General features: G+C 39.9%; 28 protein-coding genes. 12 read left to right on the forward strand and 16 right to left on the reverse strand.

Features of this window, described 5'->3' with window-relative positions; all coding sequences use genetic code 11:
- The first annotated feature begins 84 nt into the window (after positions 1–84).
- From I6F53_RS11340 to I6F53_RS11375, 8 genes are all read left to right on the forward strand, one after another.
- Complete coding sequence (locus I6F53_RS11340) at positions 85–528, forward strand: MerR family transcriptional regulator (RefSeq protein ID WP_165741484.1); 444 nt, start codon at positions 85–87, stop codon at positions 526–528.
- A complete protein-coding gene (locus I6F53_RS11345; RefSeq protein ID WP_197239640.1) occupies positions 518–2,764 on the forward strand; it encodes a heavy metal translocating P-type ATPase in 2,247 nt (748 codons plus the stop codon). The genes I6F53_RS11340 and I6F53_RS11345 overlap by 11 nt, the downstream gene beginning before the upstream one ends.
- Before the next feature lie 20 nt (positions 2,765–2,784).
- Entirely contained in the window at positions 2,785–3,138 is a 354-nt protein-coding gene (locus I6F53_RS11350) for a cupredoxin domain-containing protein (RefSeq protein ID WP_197239641.1), read from the forward strand.
- Positions 3,139–3,213: 75 nt separating this feature from the next.
- Positions 3,214–3,429 carry a TIGR02450 family Trp-rich protein gene (locus tag I6F53_RS11355; RefSeq protein ID WP_002958506.1) on the forward strand — a complete coding sequence of 72 codons (216 nt, stop codon included), beginning with the start codon at positions 3,214–3,216 and terminating at the stop codon, positions 3,427–3,429.
- Between the two features lie 617 nt (positions 3,430–4,046).
- A complete protein-coding gene (locus tag I6F53_RS11360; RefSeq protein ID WP_007585535.1) occupies positions 4,047–4,259 on the forward strand; it encodes a calmodulin in 213 nt (70 codons plus the stop codon).
- A 169-nt stretch (positions 4,260–4,428) separates the two neighbouring features.
- Positions 4,429–4,635: a calmodulin gene (locus I6F53_RS11365; protein ID WP_197176537.1), complete on the forward strand. Its 207-nt coding sequence runs from the start codon at positions 4,429–4,431 to the stop codon at positions 4,633–4,635.
- Between the two features lie 95 nt (positions 4,636–4,730).
- Complete coding sequence (locus tag I6F53_RS11370; RefSeq protein ID WP_197239642.1) at positions 4,731–4,946, forward strand: EF-hand domain-containing protein; 216 nt, start codon at positions 4,731–4,733, stop codon at positions 4,944–4,946.
- 234 nt (positions 4,947–5,180) lie between these two features.
- A complete protein-coding gene (locus I6F53_RS11375) occupies positions 5,181–6,128 on the forward strand; it encodes a PDC sensor domain-containing protein (RefSeq protein WP_197239643.1) in 948 nt (315 codons plus the stop codon).
- Between the two features lie 32 nt (positions 6,129–6,160).
- Here the strand turns inward: I6F53_RS11375 and I6F53_RS11380 are convergent, their stop codons facing one another.
- Complete coding sequence (locus tag I6F53_RS11380; protein WP_197239644.1) at positions 6,161–7,777, reverse strand: M28 family metallopeptidase; 1,617 nt, start codon at positions 7,775–7,777, stop codon at positions 6,161–6,163.
- 142 nt (positions 7,778–7,919) lie between these two features.
- Here I6F53_RS11380 and I6F53_RS11385 point away from each other — a divergent pair, with 142 nt between their 5' ends.
- Complete coding sequence (locus tag I6F53_RS11385; protein ID WP_007585545.1) at positions 7,920–8,069, forward strand: hypothetical protein; 150 nt, start codon at positions 7,920–7,922, stop codon at positions 8,067–8,069.
- Positions 8,070–8,082: 13 nt separating this feature from the next.
- Here I6F53_RS11385 and I6F53_RS11390 read toward each other — a convergent pair whose 3' ends face one another.
- Positions 8,083–9,177 carry an MBL fold metallo-hydrolase gene (locus tag I6F53_RS11390; RefSeq protein ID WP_197239645.1) on the reverse strand — a complete coding sequence of 365 codons (1,095 nt, stop codon included), beginning with the start codon at positions 9,175–9,177 and terminating at the stop codon, positions 8,083–8,085.
- 122 nt (positions 9,178–9,299) lie between these two features.
- Between I6F53_RS11390 and I6F53_RS11395 the strand changes: the two genes are divergently transcribed.
- Positions 9,300–9,893 (forward strand): TetR/AcrR family transcriptional regulator, encoded by a 594-nt coding sequence (locus I6F53_RS11395; RefSeq protein ID WP_197239646.1) that lies wholly within the window; start codon positions 9,300–9,302, stop codon positions 9,891–9,893.
- A gap of 69 nt (positions 9,894–9,962) precedes the next feature.
- Here I6F53_RS11395 and I6F53_RS11400 read toward each other — a convergent pair whose 3' ends face one another.
- The 14 genes from I6F53_RS11400 to leuS all read right to left on the reverse strand — a co-directional run bounded on the left by I6F53_RS11400 (position 9,963) and on the right by leuS (position 23,126).
- Complete coding sequence (locus tag I6F53_RS11400) at positions 9,963–10,202, reverse strand: RNA recognition motif domain-containing protein (RefSeq protein ID WP_197239647.1); 240 nt, start codon at positions 10,200–10,202, stop codon at positions 9,963–9,965.
- Positions 10,203–10,372: 170 nt separating this feature from the next.
- Positions 10,373–11,338 carry a lipoyl synthase gene (gene lipA / locus I6F53_RS11405; RefSeq protein ID WP_002958515.1) on the reverse strand — a complete coding sequence of 322 codons (966 nt, stop codon included), beginning with the start codon at positions 11,336–11,338 and terminating at the stop codon, positions 10,373–10,375.
- Entirely contained in the window at positions 11,335–11,988 is a 654-nt protein-coding gene (lipB, locus tag I6F53_RS11410; protein ID WP_165728925.1) for a lipoyl(octanoyl) transferase LipB, read from the reverse strand. Before lipB ends, lipA begins: the two co-directional genes overlap by 4 nt.
- Before the next feature lie 19 nt (positions 11,989–12,007).
- Positions 12,008–12,286, reverse strand: a complete 279-nt coding sequence (ybeD, locus tag I6F53_RS11415; protein WP_002958517.1) for a DUF493 family protein YbeD — start codon at positions 12,284–12,286, stop codon at positions 12,008–12,010.
- Between the two features lie 175 nt (positions 12,287–12,461).
- Positions 12,462–13,625 (reverse strand): serine hydrolase, encoded by a 1,164-nt coding sequence (locus I6F53_RS11420; RefSeq protein WP_165728924.1) that lies wholly within the window; start codon positions 13,623–13,625, stop codon positions 12,462–12,464.
- A 99-nt stretch (positions 13,626–13,724) separates the two neighbouring features.
- Positions 13,725–14,489 carry a septal ring lytic transglycosylase RlpA family protein gene (locus I6F53_RS11425; RefSeq protein WP_197119598.1) on the reverse strand — a complete coding sequence of 255 codons (765 nt, stop codon included), beginning with the start codon at positions 14,487–14,489 and terminating at the stop codon, positions 13,725–13,727.
- Positions 14,489–15,595, reverse strand: coding sequence for a rod shape-determining protein RodA (rodA, locus tag I6F53_RS11430; protein WP_197119597.1), 1,107 nt, complete (start codon positions 15,593–15,595; stop codon positions 14,489–14,491). Before rodA ends, I6F53_RS11425 begins: the two co-directional genes overlap by 1 nt.
- Positions 15,592–17,460 (reverse strand): penicillin-binding protein 2, encoded by a 1,869-nt coding sequence (mrdA, locus tag I6F53_RS11435; RefSeq protein WP_197119596.1) that lies wholly within the window; start codon positions 17,458–17,460, stop codon positions 15,592–15,594. The genes rodA and mrdA overlap by 4 nt, the downstream gene beginning before the upstream one ends.
- Before the next feature lie 9 nt (positions 17,461–17,469).
- The gene (gene rlmH, locus I6F53_RS11440; RefSeq protein ID WP_007585562.1) at positions 17,470–17,940 is read right to left on the reverse strand and encodes a 23S rRNA (pseudouridine(1915)-N(3))-methyltransferase RlmH; all 471 of its coding nucleotides are present in this window, start codon (positions 17,938–17,940) and stop codon (positions 17,470–17,472) included.
- Positions 17,941–17,977: 37 nt separating this feature from the next.
- Positions 17,978–18,295 carry a ribosome silencing factor gene (gene rsfS / locus I6F53_RS11445; protein ID WP_165728920.1) on the reverse strand — a complete coding sequence of 106 codons (318 nt, stop codon included), beginning with the start codon at positions 18,293–18,295 and terminating at the stop codon, positions 17,978–17,980.
- A 55-nt stretch (positions 18,296–18,350) separates the two neighbouring features.
- Positions 18,351–18,986 (reverse strand): nicotinate-nucleotide adenylyltransferase, encoded by a 636-nt coding sequence (nadD, locus tag I6F53_RS11450; protein ID WP_197119594.1) that lies wholly within the window; start codon positions 18,984–18,986, stop codon positions 18,351–18,353.
- Between the two features lie 21 nt (positions 18,987–19,007).
- Positions 19,008–20,045 carry a DNA polymerase III subunit delta gene (holA, locus tag I6F53_RS11455; RefSeq protein ID WP_197119593.1) on the reverse strand — a complete coding sequence of 346 codons (1,038 nt, stop codon included), beginning with the start codon at positions 20,043–20,045 and terminating at the stop codon, positions 19,008–19,010.
- A complete protein-coding gene (locus I6F53_RS11460; RefSeq protein ID WP_165744033.1) occupies positions 20,045–20,536 on the reverse strand; it encodes an LPS-assembly lipoprotein LptE in 492 nt (163 codons plus the stop codon). Before I6F53_RS11460 ends, holA begins: the two co-directional genes overlap by 1 nt.
- 1 nt (position 20,537) lies before the next feature.
- Complete coding sequence (leuS, locus tag I6F53_RS11465) at positions 20,538–23,126, reverse strand: leucine--tRNA ligase (protein ID WP_197239648.1); 2,589 nt, start codon at positions 23,124–23,126, stop codon at positions 20,538–20,540.
- Between the two features lie 196 nt (positions 23,127–23,322).
- On the opposite strand from leuS, the gene I6F53_RS11470 reads away from it, so the two are divergent.
- Together I6F53_RS11470 and I6F53_RS11475 are read left to right on the forward strand one after the other, a co-directional pair.
- A complete protein-coding gene (locus I6F53_RS11470; RefSeq protein WP_007585575.1) occupies positions 23,323–23,781 on the forward strand; it encodes a zinc ribbon-containing protein in 459 nt (152 codons plus the stop codon).
- A gap of 77 nt (positions 23,782–23,858) precedes the next feature.
- Positions 23,859–26,279 (forward strand): Lon protease family protein, encoded by a 2,421-nt coding sequence (locus I6F53_RS11475; protein ID WP_231611901.1) that lies wholly within the window; start codon positions 23,859–23,861, stop codon positions 26,277–26,279.
- Positions 26,280–26,293: the final 14 nt, after the last annotated feature.

Raw genomic sequence — 26,293 nt, forward strand, 5'->3', positions numbered from 1 at the left:
GTCATTGCATTTTAATGATGCTATTGACCTATGTGTTGCACCTAGGTTTATTATGAAACTACTGAAACATGACGGAGCTAAATTATGTATGTTAAACAACTCGCCAAGTTAATGGGCGTGACTGCCGATACTGTTCGTCATTACACGCGTGTTGGGTTACTTAATCCAATACGCAGTGAAGAAAATGGCTATCAAGAATATACAAAGCGAGACCAGCAACGTTTAAAGTTTATTATTAGCTCTCGTCAACTTGGTTTTTCACTCAAAGATATTCAACAGATTATAGGCGAGTCAGAGCAGGGGAATTGTCCTTGTCCGTTAACGCGTAAACTCATTACTAAACGCCTAGAAGAAACCGAAGCACTATTTCAAGAAACATTAAAATTACGAAACAGAATGCATGCAGCTCTGGAGCAATGGGATACATCAGCCGATGGTGCAAATACCAGTGACGTGTGTAGTTTAATAGAATCTTTTGTTGATCCAATAAACGATTCTGCAAATAAGGAGCAGCGTAATGACGACTAATACAAAAGACACCGCGCAAAACTTTATTATTGAAGGTGCTAATTGTGGCAGTTGTGTGGCCAAAATTGAAAAAGCCCTCAATAGTGTTCAAGGTGCGCAAAGCGTAGAAATGAACTTTGCTGAGCGTACTGTACGTGTAGAAGGTAAAGCCGACGAAAGCACGCTTATTAAAGCAGTCGAAAACATTGGTTATTCAGCTAAGCCAATGAGTAACGAATCTGATCAAGATGCACTTGATGAAAAAGCAAAGTCAGACGAGGCACATTACAAAAAGCTAATGCGTAATATGATATTAGCGTTAGGAGTCGGTACACCGTTAATGATATACGGGCTTATTTTTGACATGAGTGTAACCACCGACACACAACGAATAGCGTGGTTTTTAGTGGGTATAGTCACGCTTGTAGTTATGGCTATATCAGGTAAACAATTTTACAACGGCGCATGGCAAGCATTTAAAAACCATGCGGCAAATATGGATACATTAATAGCGCTTGGTACAGGTACTGCGTGGTTGTATTCGATGTTTGTAGTAATCGCACCAAATTTATTACCAGAAGTCGCAAGACACGTATATTTTGAAGCGTCATCGATGATCATCGGTTTAATTAGTTTAGGGCTCGCTTTTGAAGTAAAGGCACGTGGGCGCACCTCACAGGCAATTAAACGCTTAATTGGTCTGCAACCAAAAACTGCACGCGTAATTCGCGATGATCAAGAGCAAGACATCGACATTAGTGATGTTGTAAAAAATGATGTAGTACGCGTACGCCCGGGTGAAAAAATCCCTGTAGATGGCGACGTTATTGAAGGTAGCAGTACGGTTGATGAGTCAATGCTTACTGGTGAGCCAATGCCTGCCCGCAAAAAAACGGGCGACAAAGTTGTTGCCGGAAGTATTAATAAAAGTGGCACTTTATTATTTAAAGCCACGCACATTGGTAGCGAAACCACACTTGCCAATATTATCAATATGGTAAAGCGTGCACAAAATTCTAAGCCATCAATAGGGCGCTTAGCTGATGTTATATCAGGAATATTTGTACCAACAGTCATGATTATAGCAGTACTTGCGGGCCTCGCTTGGTTAAACTTTGGACCTGAGCCATCAATTGCTTATGCCGTTGTTGCTGTAACCACGGTACTTATTATTGCTTGTCCTTGTGCGCTGGGACTCGCAACCCCTATGTCGGTTATGGTGGGTATTGGTAAAGCCGCTGAGTCGGGAATATTAATTCGAAATGGCGAGTCGCTGCAAACTACATCTAAAATCACCACCATGATTTTAGATAAAACAGGCACTATTACTCAAGGCACACCGCAAGTTACCGATGTGGTTACATTTAACAACAGCGACGAAAATACAGTAATGCAATGTGTTGCAAGCCTTGAAAGTAGCTCAGAGCATCCACTGGCTGAAGCAATTACGGCATACGCTAAAAAGCATGGCTTAACACTGAGTAAAGTTACCGACTTTGATGCCATTACAGGTAAAGGCGTAACCGGCATTGTTGACGGGCAAACATTGTTATTTGGCAACAAAGCGCTAATGGATAAATACAATGTGAGTGTTGATGATGCAACCGAGCAAGCTCAAACACTTGCCAGTGATGCTAAAACGCCCATGTATTTTGCAAGTAATAATAAGCTAATGGCTTTAATTGCAGTAGCAGATCCTATTAAAGAGGATTCAGTTGAAGCTATTAAGCGCCTGCAAAAGAAAGGTATCCACCTAGTTATGTTAACTGGAGACAACAAAGCCACTGCACAAGCTGTTGCTAAGCAAGTTGGTATTGATGACTTTATTGCAGAAGTAATGCCCGATGACAAAGTAAACGAAGTAACAAAACGCCAAGCCAATGGTGAAATAGTGGGTATGACTGGTGACGGTATTAACGATGCTCCCGCACTTGCGCAAGCCGATGTAGGCTTTGCAATTGGTACAGGTACTGATGTAGCAATAGAAAGTGCAGACATTACCTTAATGCGTGGCTCGTTACATGGCCTTGCTGATGCAATTGCCGTGAGTAATGCAACTATTTCAAATATTAAACAAAACCTATTTGGTGCCTTTATTTATAACGTGGCGGGTATTCCGATTGCAGCCGGCGTGTTGTATCCATTTTTTGGCATATTACTTAACCCCGTTGTAGCAGGAGCTGCTATGGCACTTTCATCGTTTACAGTGGTAAGTAACGCTAATCGCTTACGTTTTTTCAAACCAAATAAATCGTAATTTAAGCTAAGGAGTACATTATGTTGATGATTAATATAGGTGGTGCACTGTTAATAGCCGCAATTATTTATTGGTTTTGGCTATACAAACCAGAGCAAACACAAAGTGATGATAACAAAGTAACGATAGTTGTTGATAACGGTGTTTATAAGCCAGGACACATTAAAGTGGCAGCCAACAAAGATGTTGTACTTACCTTTGATAGAAAAGACAGCGCGCCGTGCGCCGAAACAGTGGTATTTCCACAGCTTGATATAAGTAAAACGCTGGCAATGGGTGATGGCAATACAGTTAAACTACCTGCGCTTGAAGCTGGTGAATATGACTTTCATTGCCAAATGCAAATGTACAAAGGTAAGCTAGTTGCGCAGTAACCTGAACTAAGTAGGTGTTGGGGTCGTATAGTTGCTTTATATAAGCTGTGATATTAGCAGGAGTCGCTATATTAAATGAATAAATTAAACCCTAAAAAATTATTGAATAGTAAATGGACCGCAACACCTGCTATAAATAAAGAAAAGCACTTTATTATTGTTGAGGTGGAATTTGATGAAGACGGCAATGTAATTGAGTGTATTACCGAGGCTGTTATGTCAAAAAATCAATATCCAATTAGTTGGCGAGATTTAAAAGATAACCAAAAGTGGCTACAAGGTTGGAAGTAGTTTAAATCTATATAATTTTACCTCCCTCCAATAGCGGTACTTTTGCGGATGGCTGGCACACGATATAGGTTTGCTTAACTCAAGCGAACCTATATTTTACGGCGCATTAAGTTATGAACTCAATGCTATAACTTAGCTTTCACACTGCAACCTTTTTAGATAAATTCGCCATTTGGCAACAAAACAGTTAATTTCAAAATATCCTTCCAAAATTTTTATAATAAATCTCAAAAATAATGTAACTGACTAATTATAAATGAATTAATTTTTTAATAGCCGCGAATAAATCCTATGTTACTTCCATGTTCATATTCAGTTTATTTTGAAGACGAACCTAAATGCTCCCGACACTGGCTTTTTAGCTAAAGTGTGTCTTTTTAATTAAAGTTAACTTGTTGATTTATATTGATTAATTATTCCTAGTTAAATGGCTGTTGCTAAAAAGCAACAAAAGCACCTCCCCAAATTTAGCTTCTCTCGCTTTATATCGTTTAACCCATTGTTTTTAAATAACAAATAAAAAGTGGCACCGAAGTTGTAATACCTAGAGTGTATTAAGCAAAACGTGATGAAAGCCAAAGGCCTTAATCGCAACAACCCAATGAAGGAATACTATTATGAAAACATTTCAATCAACATTAGTACTAATGGCGCTAGCTTCTTCATCAGCGGCTTTTGCAGCAACAGATTTTGATACGCTAGACGTAGATGGTAATGGCGCAATTAGCCAAGCCGAAGCTTCAGTAGATGCTGAGCTTTTAAGCAAATTTGAAGAACTCGATACAAACCAAGATGGTGAGCTATCTGAAGATGAGTTTTCTAAGGCCTAAAATTAAAGCCTTAAACAGTTAATGCTCTGTGATGTTATCTAAATTCTGAGTTGCCAAAGACAACCTAAGTAGGCAAGGGAGCCTACTAAAAAGAATAACTAGGAAGTTACTAGAGAGCACTATAGAGCAAATTTATTTAGGACACCGCATACTTTTGAAGGATTAAATTATGAAAAAGCTACAATCAATATTTGTACTTATGGCTATTGTTTTCTCGTCAGTAGTATTTGCAAACACACACTTTGAAACACTCGATGCAGACGACAACGCTTTAATTAGCCAAGCTGAAGAATCGGCGCAAGTGATAGAGCAATTTGACGAGCTGAATGTTCAAAGTAGCGGTGGCCCGACAGAAAATGATTTTTTTGAATATTAGTTTATAGACACTTTACTCCTAAAGGATCTTTGAAAAGGACTTCTTACCTCTAATCAGGTCACCCCTAATCAGGCTCAAAGCCTAAGGAAACGATTATGAAAACATTACACAAAACTCTAGCACTTGTAGCCCTTGCTTCTTCTTCAGCGGCGTTTGCTGCGGTAGATTTTGATTCTTTTGATACTGATGGCGACGGCGTAATTAGCAAATCAGAAGCAGAAGTAAACTCGCAACTAGTACAGTTATTTGATCAATTAGATACAGATGGAAATGGCGAGTTATCTAAAGAAGAGTTTTCAAAGGTTCAATAACAGGCTCTATATTTAAGTTAGTCGTAAAGCCTTACCAGTCATACTCACAAAGCAGCTAAGTATTTAATACTTAGCTGCTTTTTTTGTGCATTAAAAATATTAGTAAGCTATTTTTCACCAAAACAGTGCAGCCTTTAATTTATTAAATCTGTAAGTTAATGATTTTATTTTAGTTTAATACTTGGTTTTAAACTTGCTTAGCTACTTATAAAGCGAATTTATGAGTATAAATGTATGGCAAGAATGAGTTATATCAGTAGTGTTGAGCGCTACCATGAGTACGAGCACGTGATACACAGTTTGCTTGAATCTATTTTAATGAGCATTGAAGATGGACTGACCAAAGAGCGTGATACACGCTATCTTATTAAGCAATATCCATTTTTAGAATTACAGTATTGCTTAAATGCAGAAGGTTTACAGCAGGGTAATAATGTCTGCTTTAAACGCGCCTATATAAAAAAGTTAGGGGCGAGTGGTAATCAGCAAGATTTAAGTGAGCGACCCTATTTTTTGAACGCTAAAGCAAGTGATAAAGTGTGCTTTACTGATCCCTACATTTCTATAGCGACTAACCATTTATGTATATCGGCAATAAAAGAGCTCAAAAAACCAATTAATAATCAACATTACTTGGTCGTTGATGTGAGTTTAACGCAGCTTATTGAGTTTATAATGGGGGATACAGCACGAGCCAATATGTCTCCTTATTTTAAAGCGGGGTACGGAATTATAGTTGCGTGTTTATTTAGCTTAGTGCTGTTTTTATTAAACATTGTATTTGGCGATATATACGCTTTATTAACCCATGTAGATACCTCCTCAGATCCGCTAGAGCCCTTTAGCATTATTATTTATATCACCTTGGCATTAGCAGTATTCGATTTAGGTAAAACAATACTTGAAGAAGAAATCCTTATGCATAAGGATATTTTTAGGCATTCATCTACGCGGCGTACCATCACACGGTTTATATCTACAGTGCTGATTGCTATATCAATTGAGGCGCTGTTAACCATGTTTAAGGCAGCACTTGGGCAGGCGGAATATTTAATGCCTGCAATAGCGATGATGCTGGCAGTGGTAGGGCTTTTAATTGCACTGGCTATTTATGTTTATTTAGGTGCAAAGGCCGAAACGTTATTAATGCAAGCTCGTATAAAGCAAAAACCCTCCAAGTAGGAGGGTTTTATATTACTCAGTAATAGCTATTACTACTTATCTTGTGCGCGCTTAGCTTTAAAGTCAGACTCGCTCGTCCACTTTGGCCAATCGCCATTGTTTGCAAGCTGTGTGGCTATATCAACAATAAGATCTATATCTTGCTTAACACCGCCTAACGACCAATCAGCTGAGTAGTCGTCTGCTTCTTTATGGTATTTATGCGCTATGTACTCAGGGTCGGTATCGCCCAGGCTCATAAATAATAAGCTTGGTACACCTTGCTTAGAAAGTGAGAAATGATCGGATCTAAAAAACAAGCCATTTTGCGGGCGAGGATCCATTTTAACAACACGGCCTTGTGATTTTGCAGCCTTCGCTAAATAGTTTTCCATTGTCGATAAGTCTTTACCGTATTGTAAAATGTAGTCAGTGCCATCAAGCACGTTCATGCCATCAATATTTAATAAACCGACCATTTTTTTTGTTGGTACAACCGCGCCCGATGCAAACTCTTCAGAACCAATTAATCCCGTTTCTTCTGCTGTAAAGTTAGCAAAAATAATTGAGCGTTTAAATGGTTGTTGCTTGTTCATTTCGCTCATGATGCGTGCAATTTCAAGGGTTGCTGCTGTACCAGAAGCATTATCTACTGCGCCATTGTAAATTTTAGGGCCTGCATCGGTTTGCTTCGTACCAAAATGATCCCAATGTGCGCTTATAACCACGTACTCGTCAGGTGATTCGCTACCTGTAATTTGTGCAACGACGTTATGCGATTTGGCATGGGATATTTCGTTTTTAAAAACAAGGTTTGCTTTTAAGTTAAGTGGCGTCGCTTTAAAGTCATCACTTAATGCTGCTTGCTTTAAATCTTGATAGTTTAGCTTTGCAGCATTAAACATTTGCTCGGTCGCATCAAGTGTTAGCCAGCCCATAACCGGTAATTTTGATGCGTTTAAGTTGTTATCCATTAACGTGTATTTAGTACCCGTGTTTGAACTTTCAACTACGCCCCAAGGGTACGCTGCGGGTGCTGTTTCGTGGACAATAAATACAGCCTTTGCACCTTGGCGAGCGGCTTCTTCATATTTATAAGTCCAGCGACCGTAGTAGGTCATTGCATTACCAGTAAAAAGGGCATCGTTTTGAGTAGCAAAGCCTGGATCGTTAACTAGCACAACCACTGTTTTACCCGTTACATCAATATTTTTATAATCATTCCAGTTATATTCTGGCGCATTAATACCATAGCCAACAAATACAACGTCAGAATTGCGTACATCAATTAATGGCTGAAGTTGCTCGGTACGCGCAGTAAAGTCTTTACCTGATTCAAAGCTTAAATCACCTACCTTTAACTGCATATCCTGATTAGCCGTCACCATTGCCATTTTTACAGGCTGCAAGTATTTACCTTTATATGCACCGGTTAAACCCAGCGCTTTATATTGCTCACTTAAGTAGCCTACTGTTTTTACTTCGCCATGAGTAAGCGGGCCTCGGCCTTCAAAGTCATCTGAGGCTAGCGTTTTAATATGTTGTTTAATATTGCTAAGGCTTACACCAGGTGTGTTTTCAAGGTTGGCTTGCTCATCAACAGGGTCTGAGCAGCCAAATAAGGTAACTAGCAAGCTTAAGCTTGCGCCTTTTAAAAGAGTCGATGCCATAGTCTTCATATTGTTATTTAATTAGGCTTTCAATATAAAGGAAGCACCGCAGCGATGTCGAATTTTTATCGCAAACTTTTCAGGCAATTGCAGATTAGTTTTATAAGGTGTATAAATAACGAACAACCTAAAGGAGCATATAATGAGCCAATGTAAAAAAAGTGGGTATTTATTTATAGCTAGTGGCATTGCATTTTTTGCTGCTGCAATATTAGCTGAGCAGGAGACATTTTTTGTGCTGTCAGCTTCTTTTATAATATTGGGCACTATAAGTATAAAAAAAGCGGCTTAATAGCCGCTTAGTTTTATTTAAATGATTGCAACCACCACTTATCGTGTATGGGGGCATCATTTATTGTAAATATTTGACCAAACTGCGGTGTACTTAATGCAACGTTATTAGCTGTACTTGCTGCTGTCACTCGCTCAAGTGGGTCTATCCAGGTATGAAACGCTAAATCAAATGTACCATTATGAATAGGCACCATGGTTTTACCTTGTAAGTCCAAGTGTGCCTTAACAGACTCTTCCGGCGTCATATGAATATCGGCCCAGTCTTTATCATAAGCACCGGTTTCAATAAGCGTTAAATCAAATGGCCCGTACTTGTTACCTATTTCTTTAAAGCCAGCAAAGTAGCCTGAGTCACCACTGAAAAAGAGGCTTTGTTCCTTTGATTGAATAACCCACGACCCCCACAAAGTATTATTTGTATCACTAATACCTCGGCCAGAAAAATGCTGAGTAGGTGTAAAGGCAACTAATGCATGCTCAGTTTTTTGTTCTTGCCACCAATTAAATGAAGATATTTTACTTGGTTCAATCCCCCATTTTTGTAAATCATTTTCAACACCTAAAGGAACATAAAACTGTTTTGTTTTTGCTGCTAGTTGTTTTACAGCTGCTTTATCAAGGTGGTCGTAATGATTATGCGATATAAGCACTCTATCTATCTCAGGTAGATCAGTAATGCTAATTGGAGTGGGCGAAAAGCGTTTTGGTCCTAAAAACGAAAATGGCGAAGCGCGCTCACTAAATACGGGATCAAGTAGCCAGTATTCACCATGCACTTTTAATAGCACCGTAGAGTGCCCTAATTTAACTACGTGAATGGTATTATTGCTTAATCTATCTAGCATATCTTTTGTTAATGAGTGCATAGGCACCGGACTAGAAGGGCTAATATTGGTACGTTTTTCTTTAATATAGCGCGCTATTAGTCCCAGTGTTTTTTTCAATGTAGTCGGCTCAACTTTGGCATCGTTGTGAAACTTACCATTGTCAAAATGCTTAATATTAGCTGTATTTTCTAACCCATGAGCAACTAAACTTTTATTCACGCTATACACTCCACAAATAATGACGGCGATGATCACAACTAACCATTTAAAAAATGTCATCGTTAAACCTTAAAGTAAACTAGTGAGTGTAGTTTTTCATTGTTTATATAAAAAGTAAACTACTTAGTGCATTTTTTTATTGTTTGGTTAAAATACATGTATAAGTAATTGAAGATCCCATTATGAAATTATCAGAAAAAAAACGCATAGATATATTAGAAGCTGCAGAGCAATTATTTTATGAAAATGGTGTAGAGCATACCAGTATGGATCAAATTGCTGCTAAAGCGGGTGCATCAAAGCGTACTGTGTATAACCATTTTATGACTAAAGACGAACTGTTTCAGGCTATATTATCAACGATGCTGGCTAAAATTAATCATGGTGATGTTATTCCCTTTGATAAAAGCAAGCCTATTGAGCAGCAACTTAGCGCTATTGCAGAGCAAGAAGTAGGGATGCTCACTTCCCCCGATTTTTTACGCATTGCTAAAATAGCTTTTATGCAAATGCTACAAGAGCCACAGTTAGCTAAATCTTTGAGCAATAATACAATGGGATGTATGAGCTACTTTGAAGGTTTTTTAAAAGAGGCTACAAAGGCTAATACTTTAAAAGTTGATGACTTAAGCATTGCAGCAAAACAGTTTGTGTATCAGTTAAAGTCTTTTGTATTTTATCCGTTGCTTTATGGGTTTGAAAAAGCTGAAGAGCAGAAAAATAATAAAGTAATAGAGCAAACAGTTAGTTTGTTTTTAGCTAAATATAAAGCCTAAATGCAATACTGTGCACTAAAAGCAAAAAACCAGCATTAGCTGGTTTTTTAGCATAAGTTGCAGTTAGCTTTAAGCGTCTGCAAGTTTTACGCGGATCTTACTTTTATCAACAGTAGATTGGTTAAGTGCTTTAATAGCGCTTTTACTTTCTATGTCGTTTGGCATTTCTACAAAGGCAAAACCTTTAGATTGGCCAGTTTCTTTATCAAGTACTAAGTTACAGGTAGTCACTTTACCGTGCTCTGCAAATAAAGTACGAAGCTCATGCTCAGTGGTAGCACGAGACAAGTTACGAACTAATAGTTTCATAATGAACCTAAATAATTATGTCAGTACTAATTATCTCAACTTAGATGGGTTTAACCTAATTTTATTTGATAAATGGTAAAAAAAATTTATCACATACAAAAATGCCGTTAGTTTAATTTATTAACTAACGGCATTTTTTACTATAAAAGTAGTTTAATACTTAAGTTTATTTATTTCACTTCTTTACCAGCGGCTTGTTGATCTGCGTGGTAGCTTGAGCGTACAAACGGGCCTGAAGCCGCGTGAGTAAAGCCAATTTCGTCTGCATACGCTTTTAAGCCATCAAACTCTACTGGTGGCACGTAGCGCTTAACCGGTAAGTGATGCTTAGAAGGTTGTAGGTATTGGCCTACAGTTAGCATGTCAACGTTGTGAGCACGTAAATCGCGAAGTACTTCTTCAATTTCGCTAATCTCTTCACCTAAACCAACCATTAGGCCTGATTTAGTTTTTACTTCTGGGTGAGCTTCTTTAAAGCGACGTAGTAACTCTAACGACCATTTGTAGTCAGCACCTGGACGAGCTAGTTTGTATAAACGTGGCGCAGTTTCAAGATTGTGGTTAAACACATCAGGTGGCGTCTCGATTAATATCTCTAGTGCACGGTCCATACGACCGCGAAAATCTGGTACTAGAATTTCGATAGTGATTGTTGGATTGTGCTTACGAATCTCGCGAATACAATCGGCAAAATGCTGTGCACCACCATCACGTAAATCATCACGGTCAACCGAAGTGATTACAACGTAGCTTAGCTTCATATCTTTAATCGTAAGTGCTAGCTTTTCAGGTTCAGTGGCATCAGGTTTTAATGGGCGACCATGGGCAACATCACAAAATGGGCAACGGCGAGTACATATTGCACCTAAAATCATAAAAGTAGCTGTACCGTGGTTAAAACATTCTGATAGGTTAGGGCACGAAGCCTCTTCACATACCGAGTGTAAGCCATGTTTACGTAGCGCTTTTTTAATGCCGTCAATGCGATCTGTTGATTTAGGTAAGCGAATTTTTAACCATTCTGGCTTACGTAACATTTCAGTTTTTTCTGTAGGTAAAACTTTTACTGGGATCAACGCCATTTTTTCTGCGTCGCGTAGTTTTACACCTGGTTCCATTTTGACTGGTTTATTCATTCGTTTTCAAACCCTTCAGTATGCTTAACCTGTGTTGCATTAAGCTTATTGATCATGTGTTTTACCAATCCTTCACCCGCACTTTCTAGGTTTTGAGGACCATCTAATTCTTTAGTTTGCACCATATTCATGCCCGCATAACCACATGGGTTAATGCGTAAAAATGGACTTAGATCCATATTAACATTTAATGCTAAGCCATGAAACGAGCAACCACGACGAACTCTTAACCCAAGAGATGCAATTTTGCTGTCGTTAACGTAAACACCTGGTGCATCCGCTTTAGCATACGCTTGGATACCGTACTCGGCGAGTGATTCAATAATGCACTCTTCAAGCCACGTAACCAGCTCACGTACACCAATTTTTAAACGACGTAGATTAAATAATACATACATCATTTGTTGGCCTGGACCGTGATAAGTTACTTGTCCGCCACGGTCAACTTTAATCACCTCAATGTCGCCAGGAGCAAGCAAGTGTTCGTCCTTACCAGCCTGACCTTGGGTGAATACACTCTCGTGCTCTACAAGCCAAATTTCATCTGGCGTATTTTCATCACGGGTGTCGGTAAAGTCCTGCATTTTTTGCCAAATTGGCATATAACGCTGGCGACCCAGTTGGCGTACGATCAAAGTGTTTTCGTTCACAACAAATCTCAACTATGGATTAAAGCATGTGGCGTACGTCATCAATATTGCTGATCACGTTGTAAATTTCTTCAATGTGTTTGCCACTAGTAACTGTTGCTACAAGGCTTACTGACTCGTAATTACCTTTGCTGCTTGGTTTTACTTTAGGGGCGTAATCGCCAGGTGCTATTGGTTGTAACTTAGCTAAAATTTGATCAGTTAAGTTTACATTAGCTAAACCCATTATTCTGAATGTAAATGGGCAAGGATACTCTAGGTACTCATCAAATTTAGTATCTTTAACAGGTTGAACCACGACGGTGACTCCTCATACAAAAGTGTGGACTCTATGCAAGCTCGAAGCTTAATACAGATAGGCAATTAGCAGTCTTGCTTATATGGGGCGCATTCTAACATTTTTCAAGCAAAAAAAAACGCCTCACAGTGGAGACGTTTAAATTAGTTACCCACGTTAGTAGGGCAACTGTAAATTACTGCATTATCTGTAAACGTAAGTAATCATAAATTTTGCTAAAGAAGCTGCCTTCTTCCACTTCTTCAAGTGTTACTAGCGGGTATTGAGCAATATCTTCGCCCTCTAGTTGTAAGAATAACGTACCTACTTTAGTACCTTTAGCAAGTGGTGCTTCAAGCGTGTTATCTAGCTCAAAGTTAGCTTTAAGGTTTTTATGCTGACCACGTGGGATAGTAATCGGTGTATCTTCTAAAATACCTAAAGATACATTTTCTTTGTTACCCATCCAAATACGTTGTTCTGCAAAGCTGTCGCCTGCTTTGTACGGAGTAATTGTTTCATAAAAACGAAAACCATAGTTAAGTAGCTTTTTACTTTCTACTTTACGAGCACGTTCGCTGGTAGTACCCATAACAACAGCAATTAAACGCATATCGTTTTTAGTTGCTGAGGTAACTAGGCTGTAGCCTGCTTCTGATGTATGGCCAGTTTTAATACCGTCAACATCTAAGCTTTCGTCCCACAATAATGAGTTACGGTTATATTGCTTAATGCCGTTATAAGTAAATGACTTTTGCTTATAAAGTGCGTATTCGTCTGGCACATCACGAATAAGTGCAGCACCAAGTGTCGCCATATCGCGCGGAGTTGTGAAGTGCTCGTCAGTATCAAGGCCGTGGCTGTTGATAAAGTGGCTGTTGCTCATACCTAATTTAGCAGCATGTGCATTCATTAAATCAGCAAATGCGCTTTCGCTTCCAGCAATATGCTCAGCCATTGCAACACATGCATCATTACCAGATTGAATAATAATACCGTGGTTAAGCTGATCAACACTAATTTGCTTACCTACTTCAATAAACATTTTAGAAGATTCAGGGAAGTTTTTAGCCCATGCTTTTTCGCTTACCGTTACCATATCGGTATTGGCAATGTTACCGGCTTTAATTTCAGTACCAATTACATAACTGGTCATCATTTTAGTTAAACTTGCTGGTGCTAGCTGTGTGTCAGCTTCACCTTCAGCAATTACTTTACCAGTTGTAAAGTCGACTAAAAAATAACCTTTTGCATTAACTTGAGGTGGTGCCGGAATAATTTGGGCGCTGGCTGAGAATACGGCGGCTGTACAAACGAGGCCGCATACACCTTTGAGGATTTTATGTTTAATAGATTTCATCATACTCATTAATGGTTAAAGTTAAAGATTCGCGTTACGCTATTTTATACCCAAACCAGCCCGAGATGCGAGCATCTTGGGCTGGTTTGGGTATTAGTCTTACTGAGTGTAAAGCAAGAACGCGTTTTGAAATTGATTTTGTTTTAATTTTTTTAATACTTCGTCTGCATGAGGGGTGTCTTTTATTGGCCCTAAATGCAGTCTGTAAATATCGTCTTTTTGAACGATATTTGTTGGTAATTTGTATTGCTCTCGCAATGTACTGGCAAGCGCTTCAATATTGGCAAGTGTACTACCTGCAGCTACTTGAATATAGGTTTGACGCGCAGTTGCGCCGGCAAGGGTAACGGCCTCTAGCTTAACCTTTGCTGTACCATGAGTGTAATAGCCAAGCTTATAAGCGGCAGCATACGAAAGGTCAATCACTCTATCGTCATGAAACGGACCCCGGTCGTTTACGCGCACTATTACCGATTTACCATTTGCTGTATTGGTTACTTTAACAAAGCTAGGTAATGGCAGCGTTTTATGCGCTGCGGTCATGGCAAACATATCGTAGGTTTCACCATTTGAAGTGTGATAACCATGAAATTTTCGACCATACCACGAGGCAATACCTTCCTCAGAATAACCTGTTTCGTCAAGCATAGGGGAATAGCTTTTACCAAGCACTGTGTACGGGCGGCTTGCGCTGGCACTTTTAGTGGTTTCGGTTACTATCGCGTCTTGCATTTCAAGCGTAGTAGGAGCTCTAAGTGGTGCTGCATCGTGGCGCATGCTATAACGGCTACCAGAGCCACTGCTACAAGCACTTAAAAGTAAAATTAATAATGTAGTAAATATAAGCTGATTAGTGTGTCGCATTATTTTAAAAGCATCCTTTTATCTGTCGCAATTGACATAATAATGCCAAATCCTGCCATGAGCGTCACCATTGAGGTGCCACCATAACTTATAAGTGGTAAAGGTACGCCAACAACAGGTAATAAACCCGATACCATGCCTATGTTAACAAATACATATACAAAGAAGGTGAGGGTGAGTGCGCCTGCAAGCAATTTACCAAATGCATCTTGTGCATTAACAGCAATGTATAAACCACGGCCAATAATAAATAAATAAAGGCTAAGTAAAACACATACACCAAATAAACCAAACTCTTCGCTTAAAACCGAAAATATAAAGTCAGTATGGCGCTCGGGTAAAAATTCTAATTGCGATTGCGTGCCAAGCAGCCAGCCTTTACCTTCTATCCCACCTGATCCAATAGCAATTTTAGATTGAATAATATGATAACCCGAACCAAGCGGATCGCTCTCAGGGTCTAAAAAGGTAAGTACACGTTGTTTTTGGTAATCGTGCATACCGTAGTGCCAAAATGGCCATGCGGCAAGCGCTACAATTGAGCTTAAAAAGCCGATTAAACGCCAACTTAAGCCCGACAAAAACAATACAAATATACCTGAACTAGCAATAAGTATGGCGGTACCTAAATCGGGCTGTTCTTTAATTAATAATGTAGGGAGCATTACAATCATAAAACCAATAATTAAGTGCAATGGACGAGGAGGTAGGTGATTACGCCCTATATACCAAGCAACCATCATCGGTACTGCTAATTTCATTAGTTCAGCAGGTTGAAACCGTGTAACGCCTAAATCAAGCCAGCGCTGTGCGCCTTTTGAACTTACACCAAACAAAAGTACACCCACTAGCATTAATAAACCAACACAATAAAGTGGGATTACTAACCGCTTTAATGTGGCAGGCGAAAACTGGGCTAAAACAACCATAGCAACAATCGCACCGCCCATACGAGTCATGTGCCTAATCATCATTGAAGAGTCTTGCCCGCTTGCGCTGTAAACAACCATTATGCTACCAGCCATCATTATGAGTAATGCAATAAGCAGTGGTAGGTCTAGGTGCATACGCATCCAAATAGAGCGCTTATCGTGCAAGTCGGTCATGGTGTATCGTTCCTTGCAAGATTAACTGGATTGGCTGCAAAGTAATAATCCATAAGTTGGCGAGCAATTTGAATACCGCCGTGGTTGTTTTCTAATACAACAGAAACCACAATTTTTGGATCGTTATAAGGTGCAAAACCTACATAAATAGTGTTGTCACGTTGGCGCTCTTTAAGCGATTTAGCATCGTAACGTTCACCTTGTGCAATACTTACTACTTGCGCGGTACCGGTTTTACCCGCCGAGTCGTAGTTAGTGCCTTTAAATGCTTTGTGCGCTGTGCCAGATATTTTTTGGACCGTGTTATGCATAGCATCTAACGATACCTGCCAATGACGTGGATCTTTTAAAATAACAGGGGGTTTTTCTTCGTTATTTATTTGCGTTACATCGCTATCTTTTTTAACCACTTGCACTAAATGAGGCGGGTGATTAATACCACGATTAACCAATATGTTAGTTGCGTTTGCAATTTGAATTGGTGTAGCAGTCCAATAACCCTGTCCAATACCTACCGAAATAGTATCACCGCGCCACCAAGATTCTTTAAAGCGACCTTCTTTCCATTCTTTTGAAGGTAGAATAGCAGTGGTTTCTTCGTGAATATCAATACCTGATAAATCGCCATAACCAAAACGCGCCATAAAGTCGCTTATTTTAGTTATACCTAATCGATAAGCCGCATCGTAAAAATAAGTATCGCACGACTCTTCAATCGCTTTGTATACATCAACATGACCATGACCCCACCGTTTCCAGTCTCGCCATTTGTGTTCAACGTTTGGAATTTGAAAAAAGCCAGGATCCCATATCGATGTTGATTCATTTACTATGTTTTCTTCAAGGGCTAATACAGCCATTAACGGTTTTACTGTAGAGGCAGGGGCGTAACGACCTTGCGTAGTACGGTTTATTAATGGGCGATCTTGATTAAGCAGTGCTTTATAATTTTTGCTGCTAATACCGTGAACAAATAAGTTTGGGTCGTAACTTGGGTTTGAATAAAGCGCAAGCACGCCACCATCTTTGGCGTCCATAACTACCACAGCGCCACGCATATCTTTAAGCCCATGCTGTGCGATTTGTTGTAAGCCAATGTCTAAGGTCAATACTAAATCGCTACCCGGTTGTGGCTGGGTCATGCTTAGGGTACGAATTACGCGGCCACGGTTATTAACTTCTACTCGTTGTGAGCCCACTTTACCGTGCAATGTTTCTTCATAGTATTTTTCTAATCCGAGTTTACCAATATCATACGTAGCGCGGTAATTGGTTGCTCGGTCTTCTTGTTCTAATTGGTTTAGCTCTTTTCTATTAAGCTTTGCAACATATCCAAGCGCATGCGTTAGCGTATCGCCAAATGGGTAGTAGCGAGCAAGGCGAGCCTCAATACTAAAACCTGGGAATTTATGTTGATTAACCGAAAATTTCGCCACTTCTGTTTCGTCTAAGCGGGCTTTTAATACTTGTGATTTAAAACGGCGGGTGTGTTTTATATCTTTTAAAAAATCTTGTTTATCTTGCTCTGTAATCGCAATTATTTTACTTATTTGATTAAGCGATTCGTCAAGGTCGTCTACTTCTTCGGGGATGACTTCAAGATTGTAAACCGGTTTGTTTTCAGCAAGTAGTACACCGTTACGGTCGTAAATTAAACCACGATTGGGTGCAATAGGAATAACTTTAATGCGGTTGTCGTTAGAGCGAGTTTGGTAATCTTGGTGATCTTCTACCTGAATAGTGTAAAGATTAGAAAGCAATACAGCGACTAATCCTAATACAAAAACAAAACCCACGAATGCTCGCCTAGCAAATAAGTTTGCCTCTGCGGAGTGGTCACGAATAGTGGGTCTATGTTTTAGCATGGCAAGGCGTTACTCGCGATGATAAGGATGATTGTTATTTAAGCTCCAGCCTCGGTAAAGGCTCTCTGCAACAATAATACGCACCAATGGGTGCGGCAATGTTAAATTAGATAACGACCATTTTTGCTCAGAAGCTGCAATGCACTCTGGAGCTAGTCCTTCAGGTCCGCCAATAAGTAAACTTACATCGCGGCCGTCGAGTTGCCATTTTTCCATATTTTTAGCAAGTTGGTGAGTATCCAGCGCTTTCCCTGTTACCTCTAACGTTACAATACGATTGCCTTTTGGAATAGCCGCTAATGTTTTTTCACCTTCAATGTGTAAAATACGCTTTATATCTGCATTTTTACCACGTTTTCCGGCTTGAATTTCAATTAACTCAAGGGCCATATCTTTAGGGAAACGGCGCTGATATTCTGCAAATCCCGTTTCTACCCATGCTGGCATTTTGGTGCCAACAGCAATCATTTGTATTTTCACGTATTACTTCCAAGCATTGTCTAAAATAAGTGAGCGTTTAGCCCCACAGTTTTTCTAGATCGTAATAGATACGTGCTTCGCTTTGCATCACGTGTACAACCACATCACCTAAATCAACCAGTGCCCATTCGCCGTCGCCTTCACCTTCATAACCTAGTGGTTCTGAATCTGCATGACGCGCTTCTTTTGCTAAGTGATCAGCAATTGACTGTACGTGACGTTTAGAAGTACCAGAACAAATTACCATGTAATCTGTGATATCTGATGTCTTAGTTACGTCAATATGAACGATGTCACGCGCTTTCATATCGTCAATTTTATCCATTGCAAAGGCGAGTAGTTGTTTTGAATCCAAGGTTTTGTCTCAATTTAAAAATTTAATGGCGCGCATTTTAACACGCTAGGAGTTTTTAAGCATCAATTTGATAGAGCTGATGCATTTGTATGTAATGACTCACTGCATCGGGCAATAGTTCATTCTTTTTATTACTTTTTTTCAGTTGTTCGCGAATGGTGCTTGAGGCAGCATCGAGCATTTCGCCCGGTAAAAAATAAAGTTTACCGGCAAGTGACTGTTTAAGTGTTGCTGCTTCGTCTACATTTGCGTGCTGCATATAGCTTTTTAGCTCACCATTAACAGTGCAATGTTGAGCAGGGCGCTGGTAGACCACAATATGACAAAGTTGGGTTATTGCTTGCCACTCAAACCATTTATCCAGATTGTTAAAAGAGTCCATACCAATTAAAAATAAAATAGGTGTAGTAGGGTGCTCCTTACGAAGTTCTTGCAAGCTCAGTAACGAGTACGATGGACCTGTTCGGTTAAGTTCTCTTAAATCGAGTTCAAAATGAGGATAAGGTGCAGTAGCTGCGTTTAGCATATTAATTCGGTGCTGCGTACTAATACCCGGCGCAGCTTTATGTGCAGGGAGTGCACACGGCATAAAATAAAGTGTATCTAAATTAAACGCATTAACGCATTGCTGCGCCATATTTATATGACCTAAATGAACTGGGTCAAAGGTACCACCAAAAATTGCGATCATTTAACACCCATTAGCTATTTATTAATTAGCCGTGTGGCACGGCATAGGAATGTTAAGCGGCTGGCAAAATTTAATGCAAATATGTGCAAGCGCTTGGTAAGGTGCTATTAACTTACCTTGCTTGTAACTGGCATCAAACAACGCTACATCACTATTTATTTGTTCTAGTGTGTGCATGTTTAACCGGTTAATAGCATTTTGAACTGGGCCTTGTTGGTTTTTCCAAATAGCCTTTTGTTTAAATAAATTAGCGATAGATTCGCCATTTAGTAAACCAAGTTGCACACTTATTAGTGTATTAAGCTCTTTGGTTATAGCCCACAAAATACTCACCACTTCTGTGTTGTCGCTCGCAAGTTTGTTTAATACTTTTATAGCTTGTTTAGCGTGACCATTTAATAGCGCATCGCTTAAATCAAAAATATCAAACTTGGCTTGGTTCAACAGACCTTGCATTACTAATTGCTGAGTAATTAAAGCATTGCCGTGCAGTAGTGAGAGTTTTTCAAGCTCCTGAAAACACGCTAATAAGTTACCTTCAGTGGCATTAATTAAGCTTACTTTGGCGTCGTTTTGTACATTGAGCGATAAACGTTGGCATTGATCGTCAAGCCATCGTTTTACATGCGTGCCTGTAAGCGGGTAACAAGGAACAAATACGCCTAGTTTATCAAGGGCTTTAAACCATGCACCACGTTGTACTTCTTGGCTGGCTTTAGCGCCTTTAACAATTAAAATAGTATCGGGATTAACCAGCTCAACTACTTTTTTAAAGGTGTTGCTGCCAATAACGCCTGGCTTTTGTTGGTTTAAATCAAGCTCAATAATAGTGCGCGCACTAAACAGCGACATGCTTTGGTATTGAGATATAATTTCTTGCCAATCGAATCCTTGCATTAAAGTAAACTTAATTACCTCATCAAACCCTTGTTGCTTAGCAACGTCACGAATTTGCTGTACGCATTGCGCTTCTTGAAAAGGCTCTTCCCCAAACACTAAATAAAAGGGCTTTAGCCCTTTATTTAGTTCACTCGGTAGTTGATTAGCGTAGCAGCGCATTATAGTTGCGACAGCTCTCTAACAATACGACGACTGGCTTGCTCACGAATTTCGCTAATGAGTAGCTCAAGCTCTTTTGCTTTTGCTAATGCATGATCCGGATCGTCTTGGTAATTACGGTAAAGCTCAAAACGTTTTTCTATCGCTTTTTCGCCTGGTCGTTTAACTACATACGATACGCCATAAGCGAGTTCGTATTCAGCAACCTGACCATTTTGAAATAGCGAAAGAGTTTGGCGTTCGATAGTTTCTTTACGTAAATACAATTGAGCTTTATCTTTAGCTGACGATACTAGCTCTACGTTACTCGCTTTAAGCTCTTTTTTAAGCTCAGTGAATAAAGTCGATTTTTCGTCATCGCCTACAAGTGTTAGCTGTTTTAAGTTATCAGGCAAGCTAGAGGCTTTTTTTAAATGAAAGCCACAGCTTGATAACAAAAAACAGACTAGCACTAAGGCTAGTCCATTTTTAATGGCGTTAAATGCAGCCATATTAGTTAGCTACCACGTTAAGTAGTTTGCCTGGTACGTAAATAACTTTACGAATAGTTGCGCCATCAGTAAATTTAGTGACGTTAGACTCAGCAAACGCAAGGGCTTCTACTTGCTCTTGAGTTGCACCAGCAGCAACAGTTAACTTAGCGCGAAGTTTGCCATTTACTTGTACGATGATTAATTTTTCATCTTCAACAAGTGCCGACTCGTCAACTTTTGGCCACGCAGCATCTAAAATCTCGCCTTCTTTACCAAGCTCTTTCCAAAGCTCATGCGATAAATGCGGAGTAATAGGTGCAAGCATAATAACTAATGCTTCAAGTGCTTCATTGGCAATGGCTACATCTTGCTTGTCGTTTAATGGTGCTTTTAATAACTTATTAGAAAGCTCCATAATAGCGGCAATAGCGGTGTTAAAGGTTTGACGACGTTCAACATCATCAGTCACTTTAGCAATTGCTTTGTGTAAGTCGCGACGTAGTACTTTTTGTGGGTTTGTTAGCGCTGATTTATCAAGTGCTTGGTAACCTACTGTTTTAACGTCTACCGCGTATTTCCATACACGTTTTAAGAAACGGTGTGCGCCTTCTACGCCCGAGTCCGACCATTCAAGCGTTTGCTCTGGTGGTGCTGTAAACATCATGAATAAACGCACTGTATCTGCACCATACTGGGCAATTACATGTTGTGGGTCTATACCGTTGTTTTTAGACTTAGACATTTTGCTCATGCCTGATGAGAATACCGGTTCGCCATCTTCTTTGTGCCATGCTTTAGTAACGCGGCCTTTTTCGTCGGTTTCGGTGTTTACATCAGTTGGCGAAATCCAAATATCGCCGCCTTTTTCATCTTTACGATAAAATGTTTCAGCAAGTACCATTCCTTGACAAAGTAAGCGGTCAAACGGCTCGTCTGAATTAACTAAACCAAAGTCACGTAATAATTTATGGAAAAAGCGTGAGTACAATAAATGTAAAATTGCATGCTCAATACCACCAATGTATTGGTTTACTGGTAACCAGTAGTTAGCAGCCGCAGGATCTAGCATGCCTTCGTCGTAGCGTGGGCTACAGTAGCGTGCGTAGTACCAAGACGATTCCATAAAGGTGTCAAACGTATCAGTTTCGTGAAACGCAGGTGCGCCATTTACGGTTGTTTTAGCCCACTCTGGGTCTGCTTTAAGCGGTGACGTTACACCGTTCATAACTACATCTTCTGGTAGTCGAACAGGTAGCATATCTTCTGTTGCGGCAAGTTCTTTACCATCTTCATCGCTAAGCATTGGAATTGGAGAACCCCAATAGCGCTGACGGCTCACACCCCAGTCACGCAGGCGGAAGTTTACTTTACGCTCACCAACGCCTAGTGCTTCTAATTTGTCGGCAATGGCTTTAAAACCTGCTTCAAAATCAAGGCCATTAAATTCACCCGAATTTACAAGTACGCCTTTATCAGTAAACGCTTCTTCTTTTAGGTTTACTTCAAGGTCTGAACCCTCAGCAGGTGCAATAACTTGTTTTATATCTAGGCCGTACGCCGTTGCAAACTCAAAATCACGTTGGTCGTGTGCAGGTACTGCCATTACAGCGCCTGAGCCATAATGCATTAACACAAAGTTAGCGACCCATATTGGTACTTGCTCGCCCGTTAATGGGTGAGTGGCGTAAAAGCCTGTTGCTATGCCTTTTTTCTCCATTGTTGCCATGTCTGCTTCGGCAACTTTGGTGTTTTTGCATTCTTCAACAAACATTGCAATAGCATCGCTATTTTTAGCGGCTTCTTGTGCAATAGGGTGACCACCGGCAACAGCAACATACGTAACACCCATAAAGGTATCTGGACGTGTTGTGTATACGCTAAATGTTTCGTCGTTATCGGTGCGTTTAAATTCAATATCACACCCTTCAGAGCGGCCAATCCAGTTACGCTGCATTGTTTTAACTTGCTCTGGCCAATCTTCTAACTTGTCTAAATCGTCAAGTAGCTCTTGTGCGTAGTCGGTAATTTTAATAAACCACTGTGGAATTTCTTTTTGCTCAACTACAGCGCCTGAACGCCAACCGCGACCGTCAATAACTTGCTCGTTAGCGAGTACTGTTTGATCCACTGGATCCCAGTTAACCGTCGACATTTTTTTATACACTAGGCCTTTTTCGTAAAGCTTAGTGAAAAACCACTGCTCCCACTTGTAGTATTCTGGATGACACGTCGCAATTTCGCGATCCCAGTCATAACCAAAACCTAATTGCTTAAGTTGGGTACGCATGTAATCAATATTTTCGTAAGTCCACTTAGCGGGTGCTGTTTTGTTTTTAATAGCAGCGTTTTCTGCAGGTAAACCAAACGCATCCCAACCCATAGGTTGCATTACGTTTTTGCCTTGCAGGCGCTGGAAACGAGAAACAACATCACCAATGGTGTAGTTACGTACATGACCCATATGCAGTCGACCACTCGGATAAGGGAACATAGAAAGGCAGTAATACTTTTCTTTGCTCTCATCTTCAGTGACTTTAAATACCTGGTTTTCTTCCCAGTAGCTTTGTACTTTTGACTCTATATCTTGCGGGTTATATTGCTCTTGCATCTATGGTTCCAGACTTCTTGCAAACTAATAAAAAATTGCCGTTAGGATACCCCAAATAAAACACTATTCACAGCGTCAAAAACATGCTTTTATTAAATTGTAACTTTCAGTGCGGGTTAACCTGCTTTTTTATAGTGTGGTTAGCTAAAGACATAAGTTACAGACTGATTTAACAGCAATTTTGAAGGAGTAAAAAATGACTGATTACAAAACATGGCTTAGCAGTTTTACCCATTGGATAAAAGATGTGAAAGAGCATGGTTTAAAAGATGTGGTTTCTGGGTTTGTTGAATCTGAGCAGGCGCTTAAAGATTTAAGTCAAGAAAGATATGAGCTCTATAAAAGCTATTTAAAGAATGATATTGAACATATAGTAGAGAACGAATCACACTATAATTCGCTTGCATGGCAAGAGCTTAAAGAGTCTCTTTGGTTTGAACTTTCGCATATAGAAGATAAAACCCAGCTTGAGTGGCAATCTTTAAGTCAAGATTTTAAGCACAATGGTGTGTATCACGCAGGCGAATGGATAGCCATGGGCACATTAGTATGTAAGAATTGCACCCATAGTTACGATGTTTATCACGCTACACAAATTACACCGTGTATTGAATGTGATGGAATCTATTTTAGTCGTAAGGCACTGCACCCTTAAATATAAGTATTAAGTGGCTGCGGGCCACTTAATACGCCCAAAGGCCAGCGAATATGCTGGTAAAAAAAGAAGTTAGAATGACGAAAAAATTGCTGCCACTATCTGTTTCAAAGCTCGCACCTAGTATATCTACTAATCACGTAAACACGTGCATGAGCAATCCATACCCAGAGCAACTTACGTTTATAGGCCAACAACGCGCCCAAAGTGCTTTAGATTTTTCATTAGGGATGGAACTGCCGGGTTACAACGTTTATGTAATGGGCGAGGCCGCTCACGGGCGTTTTACGCTTGTTAAAGATAAACTTAAGCAACACGCAAAAGACCGCTCAACGCCAAACGAATGGTTATACGTAAATAATTATGATGATCACAGAGAGCCCATTGCATTGTTTATGCAACCAGGGCAAAGCAAGCAACTTAGTGACGACATAGATTCATTTTTAGATGAAGTGCTCGACACTTTTCCTGCTGCATTTGATAACCCAGCGTATCAGCGTAAGAAAAAATCAATCGACCGTGAATTTAACGACGCCTACGACAGTGCTATTACCGCAGTAGAAATTGCAGCATTTGAGCAAAGCGTTGCATTAGTAGAAGAAAAAAATTCAGTCGGGTTTGCACCACTTGTAGATGGTAAACAATTAAGCGACAGCGAATTTGGCGAACTTGAAGAAACGTTACGTGAAGAGTTTTTTGAAAAAATTGAAAAGCTAGAAGATGCATTAATAGAAGCGTTAATAGAGCTGCCACGTTGGAAACGCGAATCAAAAGAAAAACAACGCAACCTTAAAAAGTCGACAGCAGAGCAAGCCACTAAACCACTTTTAAAAGACTTAGAACATAAATACGCAACTCATATTGGCGTACTGCGTTATTTAAAAGATATTCGCGTCGAAATTATAGACGCGGTACTTGAATGGCTAGATGACGAAGATGAAAGTGAAGAAAGCAAAGAAGACTTTGACCGCAAAGGCATGCTTACCGACTTTTTTGCACCTAACATTTTAGTTGAGTTTAAAGAAGACGACGCAGCACCGGTTGTGTACGAGCCTAACCCAACGTTTGGCAATATATTTGGCAAAATTGAGTACTCAACATCGCAAGGCTCTTTAATTACTTGTTATCGCTCAATTCAGGCAGGTGCATTGCACCGTGCTAATGGCGGCTATTTAATTATGGACGCTGAAAAAATCATGGCAAACCCACAAGTGTGGGATGGTTTAAAGCTCGCGTTAAAAACACACCAAATTAAAAACGATTTACCGTACCAAGACAGCACAGTAGGGACGAGCTTTACACTTCGCCCGCAGCTTATACCGCTTGATGTTAAAATTATTTTATTAGGTTCGCGTGAGTTGTACTACACCATAGGTGAATACGACGAAGAATTTGCAGAGCTATTTAGAGTATTAGCCGACTTTGATTACTACTTGCCAAGTAGCGACAAATTGCAATACCAGTTTATTACTAAAGTAACCGAGTATTGTGAGCAAACATTAAAGTGCACTGCAACGCAGGCTGCTATGGTGCGTTTACTTAAATTTAGTTACCGCCAAGCAGAGCATCAAAATAAATTGTCAGCGCGTTTTGCTGATGTACTTGAGCTTATTGCAGAAGCGAGTTACTACGCAAAACAAGATAAATTAACCGTTATTGACGCGCACCATATTGACGAAGCCATTGAAGGTAAGCAATACCGTACCGGCCAAATTAGCGAAAATATGCTCAGTGACATAAAAGAAGGTCACACACTTATTGCAACCGACGGCCAAGCCATTGGTAAAGTAAATGGCTTAACCGTATTACACATTGGCGATACCTCGTTTGGTACACCAGCACGTATTACCGCAACCGTTTATGCCGGCGCCGATGGCGTAATAGATGTAGAGCGCGAAGCCGAACTTGGTAAAGCAATTCACTCAAAAGGCGTTATGCTACTTACCGGCTACCTTGGTAATAAATATGCGCAGCACTTTAGCCTAACGCTTAGCGCTAATATTGCTATTGAGCAAAGCTATGGTTACATAGATGGCGATAGCGCATCTTTAGCAGAGTTGTGTGCGCTTATTTCGTCTATTACAAGCCTACCTATTAGCCAATCTATTGCGCTTACAGGCTCTATTAACCAACACGGCGATGTACAAGCCATTGGTGGCGTAAACGAAAAAATAGAAGGCTTTTTTAAACTATGTAAAATGCGTGGTTTAACAGGTTCGCAAGGCGTTATCATTCCTAAATCTAACCAAGTTAACTTAGTGCTTGATGACGAAATACTTAATGCGGTTGAAGCGGGTAAATTTAATATTTATGCAGTAGAAACCGTAGACCAAGCGCTTAACTTGTTAATGGATATAGAAGCTGGCGATATTATTGATGACCAGTATCCAGAAAACTCAGTAAATGGCATTGCGCTTGCTCGTCTTAAAGAAATTGCCGATATAGTTAATGGCGATGATGACGACGAAAAAGACGAAGAGCCAGATAACGAAAAGTAAAACAACGAAAAAGG

It is taken from the genome of Pseudoalteromonas sp. SWN29 (genome assembly GCF_015864465.1).
Taxonomy (GTDB): Bacteria; Pseudomonadota; Gammaproteobacteria; order Enterobacterales; family Alteromonadaceae; genus Pseudoalteromonas.